At 69.0% G+C, this 16,297-nt stretch carries 19 protein-coding genes; 2 read left to right on the top strand and 17 right to left on the bottom strand.

Annotated features, from left to right (window positions below):
• The 14 genes from DW299_RS00530 to prmC all read right to left on the bottom strand — a co-directional run.
• The coding region (locus tag DW299_RS00530; RefSeq protein ID WP_136035264.1) for a DUF5684 domain-containing protein at nucleotides 1–652 on the bottom strand (652 nt) is incomplete at its 3' end.
• A 108-nt stretch (nucleotides 653–760) separates the two neighbouring features.
• On the bottom strand, nucleotides 761–1,507 hold the full coding sequence (locus DW299_RS00525) for a YaaA family protein (RefSeq protein ID WP_136035263.1): 747 nt from the start codon (nucleotides 1,505–1,507) through the stop codon (nucleotides 761–763).
• A gap of 71 nt (nucleotides 1,508–1,578) precedes the next feature.
• Nucleotides 1,579–1,839, bottom strand: a complete 261-nt coding sequence (locus DW299_RS00520; RefSeq protein ID WP_136029295.1) for a F0F1 ATP synthase subunit epsilon — start codon at nucleotides 1,837–1,839, stop codon at nucleotides 1,579–1,581.
• 2 nt (nucleotides 1,840–1,841) lie between these two features.
• Nucleotides 1,842–3,296, bottom strand: coding sequence for a F0F1 ATP synthase subunit beta (gene atpD / locus DW299_RS00515; protein ID WP_136029293.1), 1,455 nt, complete (start codon nucleotides 3,294–3,296; stop codon nucleotides 1,842–1,844).
• A gap of 23 nt (nucleotides 3,297–3,319) precedes the next feature.
• The gene (locus DW299_RS00510) at nucleotides 3,320–4,219 is read right to left on the bottom strand and encodes a F0F1 ATP synthase subunit gamma (RefSeq protein ID WP_136029291.1); all 900 of its coding nucleotides are present in this window, start codon (nucleotides 4,217–4,219) and stop codon (nucleotides 3,320–3,322) included.
• A gap of 19 nt (nucleotides 4,220–4,238) precedes the next feature.
• Entirely contained in the window at nucleotides 4,239–5,879 is a 1,641-nt protein-coding gene (gene atpA, locus DW299_RS00505; RefSeq protein ID WP_136035262.1) for a F0F1 ATP synthase subunit alpha, read from the bottom strand.
• 47 nt (nucleotides 5,880–5,926) lie between these two features.
• Nucleotides 5,927–6,718, bottom strand: coding sequence for a F0F1 ATP synthase subunit delta (locus DW299_RS00500; protein ID WP_136035261.1), 792 nt, complete (start codon nucleotides 6,716–6,718; stop codon nucleotides 5,927–5,929).
• Nucleotides 6,718–7,275: a F0F1 ATP synthase subunit B gene (locus DW299_RS00495; protein ID WP_136035260.1), complete on the bottom strand. Its 558-nt coding sequence runs from the start codon at nucleotides 7,273–7,275 to the stop codon at nucleotides 6,718–6,720. The genes DW299_RS00500 and DW299_RS00495 overlap by 1 nt, the downstream gene beginning before the upstream one ends.
• A 27-nt stretch (nucleotides 7,276–7,302) precedes the next feature.
• Nucleotides 7,303–7,539 carry an ATP synthase F0 subunit C gene (atpE, locus tag DW299_RS00490; protein ID WP_025103147.1) on the bottom strand — a complete coding sequence of 79 codons (237 nt, stop codon included), beginning with the start codon at nucleotides 7,537–7,539 and terminating at the stop codon, nucleotides 7,303–7,305.
• A 43-nt stretch (nucleotides 7,540–7,582) separates the two neighbouring features.
• Nucleotides 7,583–8,392 carry a F0F1 ATP synthase subunit A gene (gene atpB / locus DW299_RS00485; RefSeq protein ID WP_522731633.1) on the bottom strand — a complete coding sequence of 270 codons (810 nt, stop codon included), beginning with the start codon at nucleotides 8,390–8,392 and terminating at the stop codon, nucleotides 7,583–7,585.
• Nucleotides 8,393–8,514: 122 nt separating this feature from the next.
• Nucleotides 8,515–9,033, bottom strand: coding sequence for a Cg1360 family ATP-synthase-associated protein (locus DW299_RS00480; protein WP_136029281.1), 519 nt, complete (start codon nucleotides 9,031–9,033; stop codon nucleotides 8,515–8,517).
• Nucleotides 9,030–10,202 (bottom strand): MraY family glycosyltransferase, encoded by a 1,173-nt coding sequence (locus DW299_RS00475; RefSeq protein ID WP_136029279.1) that lies wholly within the window; start codon nucleotides 10,200–10,202, stop codon nucleotides 9,030–9,032. The genes DW299_RS00480 and DW299_RS00475 overlap by 4 nt, the downstream gene beginning before the upstream one ends.
• On the bottom strand, nucleotides 10,199–10,903 hold the full coding sequence (locus DW299_RS00470) for an L-threonylcarbamoyladenylate synthase (protein ID WP_136029277.1): 705 nt from the start codon (nucleotides 10,901–10,903) through the stop codon (nucleotides 10,199–10,201). The genes DW299_RS00475 and DW299_RS00470 overlap by 4 nt, the downstream gene beginning before the upstream one ends.
• Before the next feature lie 52 nt (nucleotides 10,904–10,955).
• Nucleotides 10,956–11,816, bottom strand: coding sequence for a peptide chain release factor N(5)-glutamine methyltransferase (gene prmC / locus DW299_RS00465; protein WP_136035258.1), 861 nt, complete (start codon nucleotides 11,814–11,816; stop codon nucleotides 10,956–10,958).
• Between the two features lie 100 nt (nucleotides 11,817–11,916).
• Here prmC and cysK point away from each other — a divergent pair, with 100 nt between their 5' ends.
• Together cysK and epsC are read left to right on the top strand one after the other, a co-directional pair.
• The gene (cysK, locus tag DW299_RS00460) at nucleotides 11,917–12,855 is read left to right on the top strand and encodes a cysteine synthase A (RefSeq protein ID WP_136035257.1); all 939 of its coding nucleotides are present in this window, start codon (nucleotides 11,917–11,919) and stop codon (nucleotides 12,853–12,855) included.
• Between the two features lie 8 nt (nucleotides 12,856–12,863).
• Nucleotides 12,864–13,433 carry a serine O-acetyltransferase EpsC gene (epsC, locus tag DW299_RS00455; protein ID WP_136029271.1) on the top strand — a complete coding sequence of 190 codons (570 nt, stop codon included), beginning with the start codon at nucleotides 12,864–12,866 and terminating at the stop codon, nucleotides 13,431–13,433.
• Here the strand turns inward: epsC and DW299_RS00450 are convergent.
• The 3 genes from DW299_RS00450 to rho form a co-directional block, all read right to left on the bottom strand.
• Nucleotides 13,421–13,852, bottom strand: a complete 432-nt coding sequence (locus DW299_RS00450) for a phage holin family protein (RefSeq protein ID WP_136029269.1) — start codon at nucleotides 13,850–13,852, stop codon at nucleotides 13,421–13,423. The two genes, epsC and DW299_RS00450, sit on opposite strands and share 13 nt — an antisense overlap.
• Before the next feature lie 33 nt (nucleotides 13,853–13,885).
• A complete protein-coding gene (gene prfA / locus DW299_RS00445; RefSeq protein WP_136035256.1) occupies nucleotides 13,886–14,965 on the bottom strand; it encodes a peptide chain release factor 1 in 1,080 nt (359 codons plus the stop codon).
• Between the two features lie 8 nt (nucleotides 14,966–14,973).
• Nucleotides 14,974–16,297, bottom strand: a 1,324-nt coding sequence (rho, locus tag DW299_RS00440) for a transcription termination factor Rho (protein ID WP_240745268.1), incomplete at its 5' end; no start/stop codon positions are given.

Here is a 16,297-nt window from a genome sequence, read left to right as displayed (position 1 = left end):
GGGCGTAGCCGGGAGCCGGCGGAGCCGTGAACCCGGGCTGCGGCGGCGCATAGCCCTGGGGCTGCTGCGGGTAGCCCTGGGGCTGCTGACCGTAGCCCTGCGGGGCACCGTACCCCTGCGGCGCCGCGGTCGCGGAGGGCTGGACCGGGATGCCGTCCCACACCGTGCGATCGCCGAGGAAGCCGTTCCCGGCCCACGAGGCGGGCTGGATGTTGGGGTTCCACCGCGACTTGTCGAAGGCGTTGATACCCAGCCACACCGGCGGGAGGAAGAAGTACAGGATGACCCAGACCGCATCCTTCTGCAGCTTCAGTCCGACCCGCCACGCGGCGATGAGGTCGAGGACACGGCCGGCGATGCCGACGAGCGGGAGGATGAGGAACCAGCCCAGGACCGGGATGATCGCCCCGACCACGCCGGCGCCGATGAGGTACAGCACGAGCCACGGGCTGAGGTCGCCGAGCTTGTAGAAGATCATCGAGTTGTAGACCGGGACCCAGGCACGCCACTTGCCCTGGACACCGGCCTTCTCGAAGACCTTCATGTAGAACCAGGCGTAGATCGCGTACACGATGAGCGGCAGGATCGTGTACAGCAGCGTCAGCGCGACGAGTGCGCCGCCTGAGATGCCGTAATCGTAGTAGTCGTCCAAGGTTCCCCTCCAGAAGGCTGATATTCCCGGGTGATGCGCTGCTTACACTAGCGCGTCACCGCCGCCGCGCGCAGGACCCTCGCTGACGTCCCGCGCCGCGAACCGGTCTCACTCCGCGACGACGAGTTCCAGCTCGCCGGGGTGGTTGGTCTCGCGCAGCACGACGCCCCGCGCCTCCGCCCACCGCAGCAGTGCCCGGCGGGAGCCGATGCGCGGTCGGTCCTCCGCGAGTGCGCGCACCAGGAGGCCCTTCGACTTCTTGTTGAAGTGGTTCAGCGCTCTGCCCTGCTCGGTGACCACGCGCACATACGCCGAGGGCACCGATGCGGGCACGGGTCCGAGACCCACGTACGCCTCGCTGCGCAGGTCGAGGACGAACGACGGCGCCTCGTCCCCGATCGCCGAGGTCGTGGCTTCCGCCCAGTGACGCCGGAGCGGCGGCACCCCGGGAAGCGACGTTCCCGCGGCGAGGCGGTAGGTCGGGATCGGGTCGAGCGCGCCGACCGGACCGAACGGCGCGCTCTGGATCCACACGTGGGCGTCCGCCCACCGCCGTGACGCCGGGGAGAGCGAGGCCGCGTCGAGGGCGTCGAACAGCACGCCGGTGTAGCGGTCGATCGCCGGCATGGTCGGCGCGCTGCGGAGAGCGCGGTTGTGCGCGATGTCGTCGAGCTGCCGCTCGCTCAGTTTGAGAACACGGCGGGCGGCCTCCTCGTCGGCCGCGAGCTCGACCAGGGCGTCGAGCACGGCCGCGCGATGCTCAGCGAGAGACGGCAGCGGCAGGACACCGAGGTCGAGCGGCGCGCCCGTGCCTCCGGGACGCTTGGTCTCGGACGGCGGAAGCAGGATCTTCATGGCACCTCGTAACGCAGACGCGTCCGCCTCGACACCCGAGGGTGCCGAGGCGGACGCGATGTTCAGGACTGTCAGGCGATGAGAGCCGCGTTGCCCGCCACGATGGTCAGAACGTCGCCCTCCATGGAGAGGAAGCCGTCCTGCGCGTTGGCGAGCACCTTGGCGCCGTCGGTCTGGGTGATCCGGACCTGGCCCTCGGCGAGGATGGCCAGCACCGGCTCGTGACCGGACATGAAGCCGATCTCGCCCTCGACGGTCTTGGCGACCACGAGGCTCGCCTCACCCGTCCAGACCTCCGCGTCGGCGGAGACGAGGCTGACGTTGAGCGCCATGATCAGGCGTTCTCCTTCTGGATCTGCGCCCAGCGCTCCTCCACGTCGGAGATGCCACCGACGTTGAAGAAGGCCTGCTCGGCGACGTGGTCGAAGTCACCGCGGGTGATCGCGTCGAACGACTCGATGGTCTCCTTGAGCGGAACTGTCGAACCCTCGACACCCGTGAACTTCTTCGCCATGTAGGTGTTCTGCGAGAGGAACTGCTGGATGCGACGTGCGCGCGACACGACGATCTTGTCTTCCTCGGAGAGCTCATCGACACCGAGGATCGCGATGATCTCCTGCAGCTCCTTGTTCTTCTGGAGGATCTGCTTGACCGTGGTCGCCACGCGGTAGTGGTCCTCGCCCAGGTAGCGGGGGTCCATGATGCGCGACGTCGAGGTCAGCGGGTCGATGGCCGGGTACAGACCCTTCGACGCGATCTCACGGGAGAGCTCGGTCGTCGCGTCGAGGTGCGCGAAGGTCGTGGCCGGAGCCGGGTCGGTGTAGTCGTCGGCCGGCACGTAGATCGCCTGCAGCGAGGTGATCGAGTGACCACGCGTCGAGGTGATGCGCTCCTGGAGGAGGCCCATCTCGTCGGCGAGGTTCGGCTGGTACCCCACGGCGGAGGGCATGCGGCCCAGCAGCGTGGAGACCTCGGAACCGGCCTGCGTGAAGCGGAAGATGTTGTCGATGAAGAGCAGCACATCCTGCTTCTGCACGTCACGGAAGTACTCCGCCATCGTCAGAGCCGAGAGGGCGACGCGCAGACGCGTCCCCGGCGGCTCGTCCATCTGGCCGAACACGAGCGCGGTCTTGTCGAAGACGCCCGCCTCCTCCATCTCGTGGATGAGGTCGTTGCCCTCACGGGTGCGCTCACCGACACCGGCGAACACCGACACACCACCGTGGTCCTGGGCGACGCGCTGGATCATCTCCTGGATGAGGACGGTCTTGCCGACACCGGCGCCACCGAACAGACCGATCTTTCCACCCTGCACGTACGGGGTGAGGAGGTCGATCGACTTGATGCCCGTCTCGAACATCGTGGTCTTCGACTCGAGCTGGTCGAAGTTCGGGGCCTTGCGGTGGATGGGCCAGCGCTCCGTGACCTCGATGGTCTCACCGGGCTCGCCGTTGAGGACCTCGCCGATCACGTTGAAGACCTTGCCCTTGGTGATGTCACCGACGGGGACCGAGATGGCCTCACCGGTGTCACGCACCTCCTGACCGCGGACGATGCCGTCGGTCGGCTTGAGGGCGATGGCGCGCACCAGGTCGTCGCCGAGGTGCTGTGCGACCTCGAGCGTGATCTCGGTCGACTCCTCGCCGATCACGATGGTGGTCTTCAGCGCGTTGTAGATGTCGGGGATCGAGTCGTGCGGGAACTCGATGTCGACAACCGGACCGTTGACGCGCGCGACGCGCCCGACGACCGCGGTCGCCGGCTGGTCAGCCGTGGCGGTGGTGGTCATTTCTTCGTCTCTTTCCTGATGGTCTATTTGCTCGACGAGAGGGCGTCGGCGCCGCCGACGATCTCCGCGATCTGCTGCGTGATCTCCGCCTGACGCGCGTTGTTGCGCAGACGGGTGTAGTCGGTGATGAGCTTGTCGGCGTTGTCGCTGGCCGACTTCATCGCCTTCTGCGTGGCCGCCTGCTTGGCGGCGGACGACTGCAGGAGGGCGTTGAAGACGCGGCTCTGGATGTACACCGGCAGGATCGCGTCGAGCACCGTCTCGGCATCCGGCTCGAACTCGTACAGCGGGTAGACCGTGCTGCCCGCCTCCGAGTCGTCGGCCTCCGCGATCTCCAGCGGCAGCAGGCGCACGGACTCCGGCGACTGCGTCATCATGCTGACGAAGCGGTTGTAGACGAGGGTGATCTCGTCGACGCCGCCGTCCTCGCCACCGCGGTTGAAGGCCTCGAGAAGCGTCTGCGAGATCTCCTCCGCGGTGTGGAAGGACGGGGTGTCGGTGTCGCCGGTCCACTCCGCGGCCGCCTCGATGCGACGGAACTGGAAGTAGCCCACCGCCTTGCGTCCGATGAGGTAGAACACCGGCTCCTTGCCCTGCTCGCGCAGCAGCTCCGCCACCTCGAGACCCTCACGGAGGATCTGCGAGTTGAAGGCACCGGCGAGACCGCGATCGGACGAGAAGATCACGACCGCGGAGCGGCGGATCGTCTCGGGCTCACGCGTGAGCGGGTGGTCGACGTTCGAGTGCGTCGCGACGGCGGACACGGCCCTCGTCACGGCTCGCGCGAAGGGGGTGGACGCCTTGACGCGTGCCATCGCCTTCTGGATGCGCGAAGCCGCGATGAGTTCCATCGCCTTCGTGATCTTCTTGGTCGTCTGAGCAGAAGAGATCTTCTGCTTGTAGACCCTGAGTTGAGCGCCCATGAATCAGTACCTCACGCGATTACGCGCGACGACCCTTGACGATCTTCTCCTGGTTGACGTCGTCGGCCTCGGCCGCAGCGTGCTCCTCGTGGCCGGGGGCGCCGATGGCGTGGCCCTTGCCGCCCTGGAACTCCAGGAGGAAGTTGTCGGTCTGCTTGTCGAGCTCGGCGACCGTGTCGTCGTCCAGCACGTTCGTCTCGCGCAGCGTGTCGAGCACCTTGGTGTTGCGGCGCAGGTAGTCGAGCAGCTCGCGCTCGAAGCGCAGCACGTCTTCGACCTCGATCTTGTCGAGCTTGCCGTTCGTGCCAGCCCAGATCGAGACGACCTGCTCCTCCACGGGGTACGGCGAGTACTGCGGCTGCTTGAGCAGCTCGGTCAGGCGCGCACCGCGCGACAGCTGACGACGCGACGCGGCGTCGAGGTCGGAGGCGAACATCGCGAAGGCCTCGAGCGAGCGATACTGCGCGAGCTCCAGCTTCAGCGTGCCCGACACCTTCTTGATCGACTTCACCTGCGCGTCACCGCCGACGCGCGAGACCGAGATACCCACGTCGACCGCCGGACGCTGGTTGGCGTTGAAGAGGTCGGACTGGAGGAAGATCTGGCCGTCGGTGATCGAGATCACGTTGGTCGGGATGTACGCCGAGACGTCGTTCGCCTTCGTCTCGATGATCGGAAGACCCGTCATCGAGCCGGCGCCCAGCTCGTCGGACAGCTTCGCGCACCGCTCGAGCAGACGCGAGTGCAGGTAGAAGACGTCGCCCGGGTAGGCCTCGCGGCCCGGCGGGCGGCGGAGCAGCAGCGACACGGCGCGGTAGGCCTCGGCCTGCTTCGACAGGTCGTCGAAGATGATCAGGACGTGCTTGCCGCCGTACATCCAGTGCTGGCCGATGGCCGAACCGGTGTACGGAGCCAGGTACTTGAAGCCGGCAGGGTCGGACGCGGGGGCCGCCACGATGGTGGTGTACTCCAGGGCGCCGGCCTCCTCGAGCGCGCCCTTCACCGAAGCGATGGTCGAGCCCTTCTGGCCGATGGCGACGTAGATGCAGCGCACCTGCTTGTTGACGTCACCCGACTCCCAGTTGGCCTTCTGGTTGATGATCGTGTCGATCGCGATGGCCGTCTTGCCGGTCTGGCGGTCGCCGATGATGAGCTGCCGCTGACCACGGCCGACCGGGATCATGGCGTCGATCGCCTTGATGCCGGTCTGCATGGGCTCGTGCACCGACTTGCGCTGCATGACGCCGGGTGCCTGGAGCTCGAGCTCGCGGACGCCCTCGGTCGCGATCGAGCCGAGGCCGTCGATCGGGTTGCCGAGCGGGTCGACGACGCGGCCGAGGTAGCCGTCACCGACAGGGACCGAGAGGACCTCACCCGTGCGGGTGACTTCCTGCCCGGCCTCGATGCCGGTGAAGTCGCCGAGGACGACGACGCCGATCTCGTGCTCGTCGAGGTTCAGAGCGAGGCCCTTGGTGCCGTCCGCGAACGTGACGAGCTCGTTCGCCATCACGCCCGGCAGACCCTCGACGTGCGCGATGCCGTCGGCGGCGTCGATGACGGTGCCGACCTCGGTCGCAGCGGCGCCCGTGGGCTCGTATGCGGCGGCGAAGTCCTTCAGCGCGTCACGGATGACGTCGGGGCTGATCGATAGTTCTGCCATTGTCTTCCCTTTGTATCTGGGTGCGCGGTTCCCCGCGCGAAGTCGTGTTAGCCCGCGAGCTTCTGGCGAAGGTCGGCGAGTCGTGCGGAGATGCTGCCGTCGATGACGTCATCGGCGATCTGCACGCGCAGACCTCCGACGACGGCGGGATCGATGACGACGTTGAGCGAGACCTCGCCGTCGTAGCGACGCGAGAGGGCGTCGCTCAGACGGGTGCGCTGCGCATCGCTGAGCGGGGTCGCGGTGTACACCGTGGCCACGACGAGACCGCGCTGGGCGGACACGAAGCGGATGGCCCTGCTCAGGAGCTGGCGGACACGCCGCTCGCGCGGACGACGCACGAGGGACGAGACGATCAGCGTGGTGGCCGCACCGGCGGAGGATCCGTCGAGGAGGCGCTCGACGAGCTCCCCCTTCGCGTCCTCTCCCCCGAGGCGGCTACCCAGAGCGAGTTCGAGCTCCGGGTTCGCGGCGACGAGCCGGGCGAAGGCGAAGAGCTCACCCTCGATGTCGACACCGGGCTCGGCGATCGCGGCGGACCGGATCGCGAGCTCCTCGATGCCGTCGACGAGCTCGTCGGCGTTCGACCAGCGTTGCGCCACGGCTGCGCTCAGAACGCTCTGAGACGCGACCGAGAGCCCGCCGAACACCGCGGAGACGACGTTCTGCCGCGACTCCACGGACGCCGACGGGTCGGCCAGCGCGCCGCTCAGCTGAGACGAATCGCCCACGGTGCGCGCGGCGACGAACAGCTCCCGCGCGGTGTCGAGGGTGACGTCCTTCGCTGCGGCAAGCGCCTGAGTGGATGCCGCGAGTGCCTGAGCGGTCGCGCTGCCCATTACTGAGCCGCCTTCTCGGATGCTTCGAGATCGGCGAGGAAGCGGTCGACCACGGCGGCCGCACGAGCGTCATCGGACAGCGTCTCGCCGACCACGCCGCCGGCGAGGTCGAGCGCGAGCGAGCCGACCTCGCTGCGCAGGGAGACGAGAGCCGTCTGGCGCTCAGCCTCGATCTGCGTGTGCGCGGTGGCGGTCAGACGCGCAGCCTCGCTGGCTGCGGTCTCCTTCGCCTCGGCGATGATCTTCTTGCCGTCCTCACGGGCGGCCTCGCGGATCTCCCCGGCCTCGGTGCGCGCCTCGGCGAGCTGGCGGGTGTACTCCTCGAGGGCGGCCTCCGCCTGCTTCTGCGCCTCATCGGCCTTGGCGATGTTGCCCTCGATGGCGGCGGACCGCTCGTCGAGCATCTTCGTCAGACGGGGAAGGGCGACCTTCCACACCACGACGAGGATGATGATGAACCAGAAGCCCGACCAGATGATGTCGTACCACGCGGGGATCAGCGGGTTGTTCGCCGCCTCACCCTCAGCCGCGAGGTTCGTGACAAGAGCGTTCAGCATCCTGTCTCCTTCAGAAGTCGGTGGGGATTACGGGAAGGGGATGAATCCGACGGCGATGCCGACGAACGCAAGCGCCTCGGTGAAGGCGATACCGATCCACATGAGGACCTGCAGGCGACCGGCCAGCTCGGGCTGACGGGCGACGCCCTCGATGGTCTTGCCGACGACGATGCCCACACCGATGGCCGGACCGATGGCTGCGAGGCCGTAGCCGACCGCCGCGAGGTGGCCGTTGATTTCAGCGAGAACCGTAGTTGCGTCCACGGGTTTTTCCTTTCGTTGGGTGGGAGGGCTGTTGCCCGCCCGCTCAGTGCTCTTCTGCGACCGCGAGCTGGATGTAGACCGCGGTGAGGACGGTGAAGACGTAGGCCTGCAGGACGGCCACCAGGATCTCGAAGAGAGTGAAGGCGCCGCCGAAGGCGAGTGTTCCGATACCGAGGGCAGCCCAGCCGCCGCCCGCGGTGAAGAAGAAGAACTGGGTGGCCGCGAAGCACAGCACCAGGATCATGTGGCCGACGACCAGGTTCATCAGCAGTCGCAGGGTGAGGGTCACCGGGCGGATGATGAACGTCGAGATGAGCTCGATCGGCGTGACGATGAAGTAGACCGGCCACGGCACGCCCGACGGGAAGAGCGCGTTCTTGAAGAAGTTCTTCGGGCTCTTCTTGATGCCGGCGTAGATGAAGGTGACGTAGCTGACCACGGCCAGGGTGAGCGGGACGGCGATGATCGCGGTACCCGGCATGTTCAGGAACGGGATGATGCCCGTGACGTTCATGAACAGCACCATGAAGAAGATCGTGGTGAGGATCGGCAGGAACCGGTCGCCGTCCTTGCGGCCGAGCAGGTCGTGCGCGATGCCGCCGCGGACGAAGCCGAGACCCATCTCGACCAGGCTCTGGAAGCGCCCGGGCACGACCTTCATGCGGCGCGTGCCCAGCCAGAGGATCAGGACCACGGCGATCACGGAGAGGAGCTGGATCAGGTGGATCCGGTTCACCGGGATGGGACCGACGTGGAAGAGGATCTCCGGGAAGAACTCATCGATCGAAGGGCCGTGGAACTCGCCATCCGAGGACGCGAGTCGGGGGGTCAGGGTCGCAGCAAGATTAAACAGCGCGGGCTCCAGCTTCGGGGCACCGGTCAGAACCGGGGCGACGATGGTCGGTGTGCTTCAAGCGCAAGCGCTCGCGGGCGAGCGGCGGGCACTCCCCAACACTATCAGAATCCAAGGGTGCCCTAAGACCGCGGAGCGTCGTCCGCCGGGCCGGTGGAGCCGCCGTTCGCGGCGCCGGGCGCGCGGTCCTCCGGCACCTCGGTCGGCAGCGTGGTGTCGCTCACGTTCGGCAGGCGCATCTGGGTGAGCACCACCACGTCGATCACCAGCGACATCACCACCCCCGCGACGATCGAGAGGAAGAACACCATCGGGTCGAGCCACGGCTGCCCCGACAGCAGGATCATCACCAGCACGAACACGCCGAGCTTGAGCAGCCAGCCGCCCAGGACGATCGCGAAGAACAGCTGCACGTACAGCGGGTCGCCGTACCACCGGTTCGCGATCAGGATGCTGATACCCGTGATCGCGAGGAACAGCGCCGCCAGCAGCACGCCGAGCAGGCCGCTGACCAGCCCCTCCCCCTGGGCGACGGCGAAGCCGATGCCGCCGGCGAGCAGCGCGAGCACGACGGTCGCCACCGCCGACCAGACGAGGGTGCGACGCAGGATCGGCGTGCTGGAAACGGGGCTCGGGCTCATCGGGGCTCCACGGGGGTCGGGTCGGGTTCAGCGGCCGCCGGCGCCTTGCGGCGGCGGGTGGGACTCAGGGTGATGACGAGGCAGGCGGCGATGCCGACCACGCCGAAGCCGACACCGGGAAGGTACTGGCCGGGCCAGTCCTCTCGCGCACCGACGTACATGAGGAGGACGGCGAGGGAGATCACAGCCGTCCACGCGTAGAAGATGAGGACGGCGTCGCGGTCGCGGTGGCCGAGGTCGAGCATCCGGTGGTGCAGGTGCTTGCGGTCGGGCGAGAACGGCGACCGGCCCGCGCTCATCCGCCGCAGCACCGCGAGCCCGAAGTCGAGCAGCGGCAGCAGCACGACCAGCAGCGGCAGCAGGATCGGCAGGAACGCGCCGACGAGCTGCGACCGGCCGAGGCGATCCGGCTCCAGCGCCGACGGATCCATCTGCCCGGTGATCGCGATCGCGGACGTCGCCATGAGCAGGCCGAGCACCAGCGCGCCGGAGTCGCCCATGAAGAGCTTGGCCGGACTCCAGTTCAGCGGGAGGAAGCCCAGGCACGCACCGATCAGCACGGCCGCGAGGAACGTGGAGAGGTTGAAGTAGCTGGAGGCGCCGGAGTCGCGCGTGAAGATGTAGGAGTACGCGAAGAACACGCCGTTCGAGATCAGGCACACGCCCGCGACCAGGCCGTCCAGCCCGTCGATGAAGTTGACCGCGTTCATCACGATCACGATCGCGAACATCGTGATGGTGATGCTCAGCCAGCTCGACACCACGATCAGGTCGCCGAAGGGCAGCGACAGGATCTGCAGTCCCCCGCCCACGGTGATGATGCCTGCGGCCAGGAACTGCGCACCGAGCTTGATCATCCAGTCGAGGTCCCACAGGTCGTCGACGACGCCGATCACCGCGATCAGCAGCGAGGCCGCGAGGATCGCCCACATGGTCTGCGGAGGCGTCCAGATGCTCTGGAAGAACGGGTTGGCGGCCGACACCGCGAACGCCGCGACGATGCCGAGGAAGATGGCCACGCCGCCCAGCCGCGGGGTGGGCGTGGTGTGCACGTCGCGCTCGCGGATACCCGGGTACAGCTTGAAGCGGAGGCTCAGCCGCCACACCGCCCACGTCAGCACGAAGGTGATGGCGGCGGTGACGATGATCGTGAAGAGGTACTGCTTCACGAATCCCCGTCCTGCTCCTGCTGCTGCTCCGGCTCGAGCAGCTCGCCCAGGACCTCGTGCAGCTGCTCGCGCGTGACGACGCCGTGCCGCAGGATCCGCACGACCCCCTCGCCGTCGTCGGCGCCGCGACGCACGAGCGAGGTCGCGTCGACGATGGTCGAGGCGATGCCGTTCGCGCTCATGCCGTCGGCGAGGTACACCGCCACGCTGTCGCCGAGCATCTTCTCGGCGTCGAGCGCGGAGATCGCCGCGTCCCGTCCCGTGAGGTTCGCACTGGACACGGCCAGCGGCCCGGTCTCGGCCAGCAGCTCCAGGACCACCCGGCCCTCCGGCATGCGCACGGCGACGGTCCCCTGGGTCTCCCCCAGGTCCCACACCAGCGACGGCTGCGCGGGGAGCACGATGGTCAGCCCGCCGGGCCAGAACGCGTCGACGAGGCGCTGCACCGGCTCCGGAACCGACTCGGCCAGGGCCGTCAGGGTCTCCTTGCTGCCGATCAGCACGGGCGGCGGCTGATCGCGCCCTCGACCCTTCGCGTCGAGCAGACGCTGCACCGCCGTCGGCGAGAACGCGTCGGCGGCGACGCCGTACACGGTGTCGGTGGGGATGACGATGAGGTCGCCGCGGCCGATCGCCTGGCGCGCGTTGCGCATTCCGGCGAGCAGCTGCGCCTCGTCGCGGCAGTCGAAGATGGGGGACATGACGGTTCGATTCTATGCGGGACGGACGTCGGAGATGCTCGGAGACCCCTGATCAGGGCCGGATCGCGGTGGTCGCACGGTCGCGCAGCGTCAGATCGCGGTGCGTGGCCGCGGCGCGCCAGCCGTCCGCCGTGAGCAGCTCGCGGATCTCCGCGCCCTGCAGCTCCCCGTGCTCGATCACCAGCACGCCCCCCGGGCGGAGCAGACGCAGCGCCCGGTCGCTCAGCACCCGCACGACGTCGAGCCCGTCCGCGCCGCCGTACAGCGCGAGCGCCGGATCGAACAGGCGCACCTCGGGGTCGCGCGGCACCGCGGCATCGGGGACGTACGGCGGATTCGAGATGACCACGCTGGCGGTGCCGTCGAGCTCGGGGAACGCCTCGGCCAGGTCGGACAGCACGAGCGTGAGGTTGCCGGTGCCGGCGACGTTGCGTGCCGCCCAGGCGTGGGCCTCCTCGGACAGCTCCGCGGCGAAGATCCGCGCGTGCGGCACCTCGGTCGCCATCGCCAGGGCGATCGCGCCGCTGCCCGTGCCCAGGTCGACGCCGACCGGGGCGGCCTCGCCCGAGTTCAGCAGGGCGTCGATCGCGAACTGGGCGACGGTCTCGGTCTCCGGCCGCGGGATGAACACCCCGGGGCCCACCGACAGCTCCAGGTGCCGGAACGGCGCGACACCCGTGAGGTGCTGCAGCGGCTCCCGCCCGGCGCGACGGGACACCAGGCGGGTCAGCGCGGCCTGCTGCTCCTCGTCGATGCGGTCGCCCCGCACGATCGCCGCCTGCACCTCGCCCCGCCGCCGGTCGAGCACGTGCGCGGCCAGGAGCTCCGCGTCCACGAGCGGGTCGGGGACACCGGCATCGGCGAGGCTCTGCGCGGCGGCGCGCACGACGGCAGCGAGCGAGGAGTCGGGCATGCCTCCAGCGTAGAGCGCCCGCACCCGTCACATTGCCCTCCCCCACAGGCCGCTCCCGTAGTCTGGGAGCCGCAGCGACCCGTGAAGGAAGGCCTCACCCATGCCCGGTATCCACTCCGACATCACCACCGCTTTCGGCAACACCCCGCTCGTGCGCCTGAACCGGGTGACCGAGGGACTCGGGGCCACCGTGCTCGCGAAGCTCGAGTTCTACAACCCGGCCTCCAGCGTCAAGGACCGCATCGGCATCGCCATGATCAACGCGGCCGAGGCGTCGGGAGAGCTGAAGCCGGGCGGCACGATCGTCGAGTCCACCAGCGGCAACACCGGCATCGCCCTCGCCATGGTCGGCGCGGCCCGCGGCTACCGCGTGATCCTCACGATGCCCGCGTCGATGTCGAAGGAGCGCCGGGTGCTGCTCAAGGCGTTCGGCGCCGAGATCGTGCTCACCGACCCCACGAAGGGCATGAAGGGGGCGATCGAAGAGGTCAAGCGCATCGTCGACGAGACCCCCGGCGCGATCTGGATCCGCCAGTTCGAGAACCCCGCCAACCCGCAGATCCACCGCGAGACGACGGCGCAGGAGATCCTCCGCGACACCGACGGCGCGGTCGACATCTTCATCGCCGGCGTCGGCACGGGAGGCACGGTGACCGGCACCGGGCAGGCGCTCAAGGCCGCGAAGCCCGGCGTGCAGGTCATCGCCGTCGAGCCCAAGGACTCCCCCGTGCTGACCGAGGGGCACCCCGGCCCCCACAAGATCCAGGGCATCGGCCCGAACTTCGTCCCCGACGTGCTCGACCGCGAGGTGCTGGACGAGATCATCACGGCGGAGTTCGACGAGTCGCTGCGGGTCGCGCGCGAGCTCGCGGCGAAGGAGGGCCTGCTGGTCGGCATGTCGTCCGGTGCCGCGGTCGCGGCCGCGCTGACGGTCGCCGCGCGACCAGAGAACGCCGGCAAGACGATCGTCGTGATCATCCCCGACACCGGTGAGCGCTACCTCTCCACCGCGCTGTTCGAGGACCTGCGCGAAGACTGAGACCGCCGATGGGACTGATCGCGCGAATGCGCGAGGACATCGCCGCCGCACGCCTCCGCGACCCCGCCGCGCGCACGTCGCTCGAAGTGGCCCTGCTCTACCCCGGCCTGCACGCCATCTGGGCGCACCGGGTCTCGCACGCGCTGTGGCGGCGACGGCTGCGACTGCTCGCCCGCGCGGGGTCGCAGCTGTCGCGCTGGCTCACCGGCGTGGAGATCCACCCCGGCGCGCGCATCGGCAGGCGCTTCTTCATCGACCACGGCATGGGCATCGTGATCGGCGAGACCGCGGAGATCGGCGACGACGTGCTGATGTACCACGGGGTCACCCTGGGCGGACGCACCCGCGACGTCGGCAAGCGGCACCCGACGCTCGGCGACGGCGTCGCGGTCGGAGCCGGCGCGAAGATCCTCGGCCCGGTGACGGTCGGCGACCGCTGCGTCATCGGCGCGAACGCGGTCGTCACGAAGGACGCCCCCGCGGACAGCGTGCTGGTGGGTGTGCCGGCGAAGCCGCGTCAGCGCACCGCTGGCGAGGACACCAGGGCCCTGCTGACCGCCCCCGACTACTCCATCTGACGCCCGGCACGGGGCGCACGCCTCGCGCCGCGCGCCTCGAGTCGGCGCCGCAGGAACAGCCACGGGAGCAGCACGCTGCCGACGGCCGTGACCAGCCACACGATCACCGACCCCAGCAGCCAGCCGGTCAGATCGGTGATGCGCAGACCGCCGATCGGGAGCAGCACGACGACCAGGAGCGCGATGAAGGTCGACACGATCCCGATGCCGCCCATCAGCACCGGCGCGTAGCGATCCGCGAGCCTGCTGACCCACGGTGACAGCACCGTCTGCAGCACCGCGAACACGAGGATGCACACCACGAAGCCCCACCACTGGCTCCACTGGATCTGGAAACCGTCGAGCAGCACGTCGGCCGCGAGCAGACCGAGGCCCGCCGACACCAGATACAGGAGAGCGCGGAACAGGAGGGTGATCACGGGGCCGAGCATAGCGGCACCGAGAGGCCGCACTCAGGAATCGGATCCCACCGCGGCGAGCCGCGCCTCCTCATCGGCCGCGATCGCGCTCTCGATGATCGGATCGAGCGCGCCGTCCATCACCTGGTCGAGGTTGTATGCCTTGAAGCCGGTGCGGTGGTCGGCGATCCGGTTCTCCGGGAAGTTGTACGTGCGGATCCGCTCGGAGCGGTCCATGCCGCGGATCTGCGACTTGCGCGCATCCGAGGCCGCCGCGTCGAGCTCCTCCTGCTGCTTCGCCAGCAGCCGCGCGCGGAGCACCCGCATCGCGGCCTCGCGGTTCTGCAGCTGCGACTTCTCGTTCTGCATCGACACGACGATGCCGGTCGGCACGTGGGTGATGCGCACCGCCGAGTCGGTCGTGTTGACGGACTGCCCCCCGGGGCCCGAAGAGCGGAACACGTCGATCTTCAGGTCGTTCTGGTCGATGTGGATCTCCTCCGGCTCATCGACCTCCGGGAAGACCAGCACCCCGGTGGTGGAGGTGTGGATGCGGCCCTGGGACTCCGTCGCCGGTACCCGCTGCACGCGGTGCACGCCGCCCTCGTACTTGAGGTGCGCCCACACGCCATGGGCCGGATCGGACGAGGAGCCCTTGATCGCGACCTGCACATCCTTGTAGCCGCCGAGGTCGGACTCGTTGCGCTCCAGCAGCTCGGTCTTCCAGCCCTTCGACGCGGCGTACTGGATGTACATGCGCAGCAGGTCGGCGGCGAACAGCGCCGACTCAGCGCCGCCCTCCCCCGCCTTGATCTCCATGATCACGTCGCGGGCGTCGTCGGGGTCGCGCGGGATGAGCAGTCGGCGCAGGCGTTCCTGCGCGGCCTGCACGCCCTCCTCCAGCGCGGGGACCTCGGCGGCGAACGCCTCGTCCTCGCGCGCCAGCTCCCTCGCCGCCTCCAGGTCGTCGACCGCCGCCGTCCACGCCTCGTGCGCCGCGACGATGCGCGACAGCTCGGCGTAGCGGCGGTTGACGCGCTTGGCGCGGGCGGCGTCGGCGTGCACCGCCGGGTCGGAGAGCTCCTCCTGCACCCGGCGATGCTCGTCGATCAGAGTCTGGACGGACTCGAACACGTCGCGTCTCAGCGGATGTTGTTGTCGTGCCCGTGCGCGCCCGAGGGCAGCGTCGGGATCGACTTCTGCATCTGGACCAGGAACTCCACGTTGGAGTGGGTCTCCTTGAGCTTGCCGAGCACGACCTCGAGAGCCTGCTGCTGGTCGAGGCCGGCGAGGGCGCGACGCAGCTTCCAGGTGATCTTGACCTCGTCGGCCGACAGCAGCATCTCCTCGCGGCGGGTGCTCGACGCGTTCACGTCGACCGCCGGGAAGATGCGCTTGTCGGCGAGAGCACGCGACAGCCGCAGCTCGCTGTTGCCGGTGCCCTTGAACTCCTCGAAGATGACCTCGTCCATCTTGGAGCCGGTCTCGACGAGAGCGGTGGCGAGGATCGTGAGGGATCCGCCGTTCTCGATGTTGCGCGCCGCGCCGAAGAAGCGCTTCGGCGGGTACAGCGCCGACGCGTCGACCCCACCCGTGAGCACGCGACCCGACGCGGGGGCGGCCAGGTTGTAGGCACGGCCGAGGCGCGTGATGGAGTCGAGCAGCACGACCACGTCGCGGCCCAGCTCGACCAGGCGCTTGGCGCGCTCGATCGCGAGCTCGGCGACCGTGGTGTGGTCTTCCGCGGGGCGGTCGAAGGTCGAGGCGATGACCTCGCCCTTCACGGTGCGCTCCATGTCGGTGACCTCTTCGGGGCGCTCGTCAACGAGCACGACCATCAGGTGCACCTCGGGGTTGTTCTGCGCGATCGCGTTGGCGATCTGCTGCAGGACGATCGTCTTGCCGGCCTTGGGCGGCGCGACGATCAGGCCGCGCTGGCCCTTGCCGATCGGCGCGACGAGGTCGATGATGCGCTGCGTCAGCTTCTCGGGCGCGGTCTCCAGGCGCAGGCGCTCCTGCGGGTAGAGCGGCGTGAGCTTGCCGAACTCCACGCGGGTCGCGGCGTCGTCGACCGAGAGGCCGTTGATCGAGTCGACCTTCACGAGCGCGTTGTACTTCTGGCGCCCCTGCTGCTCGCCCTCGCGCGGTTGCTTGATGGAGCCGACGACGGCGTCACCCTTGCGCAGGTTGTACTTCTTGACCTGGCCGAGCGAGACGTAGACGTCGCTCGGGCCGGCGAGGTAGCCGGTGGTGCGCACGAACGCGTAGTTGTCGAGCACGTCGAGGATGCCCGCGATCGGGATCAGGACGTCGTCCTCGCCGATCTCGGTCTCGAACTCGTCGACCGGCGTGCCCCCGCGGCGCTTGTTGCGCTGGCGGTTGCGGCCGTTGCCGTTCGCCTGGTCGTCGTCCGACGCGGCGGGCTGCTGCTCCTGGCCGCCGCCGCCCTGACCGCGGCCAGGAGCA

The sequence above is a fragment of the Microbacterium sp. K35 genome (assembly GCF_004794375.1).
Lineage (GTDB): Bacteria > Actinomycetota > Actinomycetes > Actinomycetales > Microbacteriaceae > Microbacterium > Microbacterium sufflavum.
Note: the sequence above shows the minus strand (reverse complement) of the source record. Positions and strands in the feature narration are given on the sequence as shown.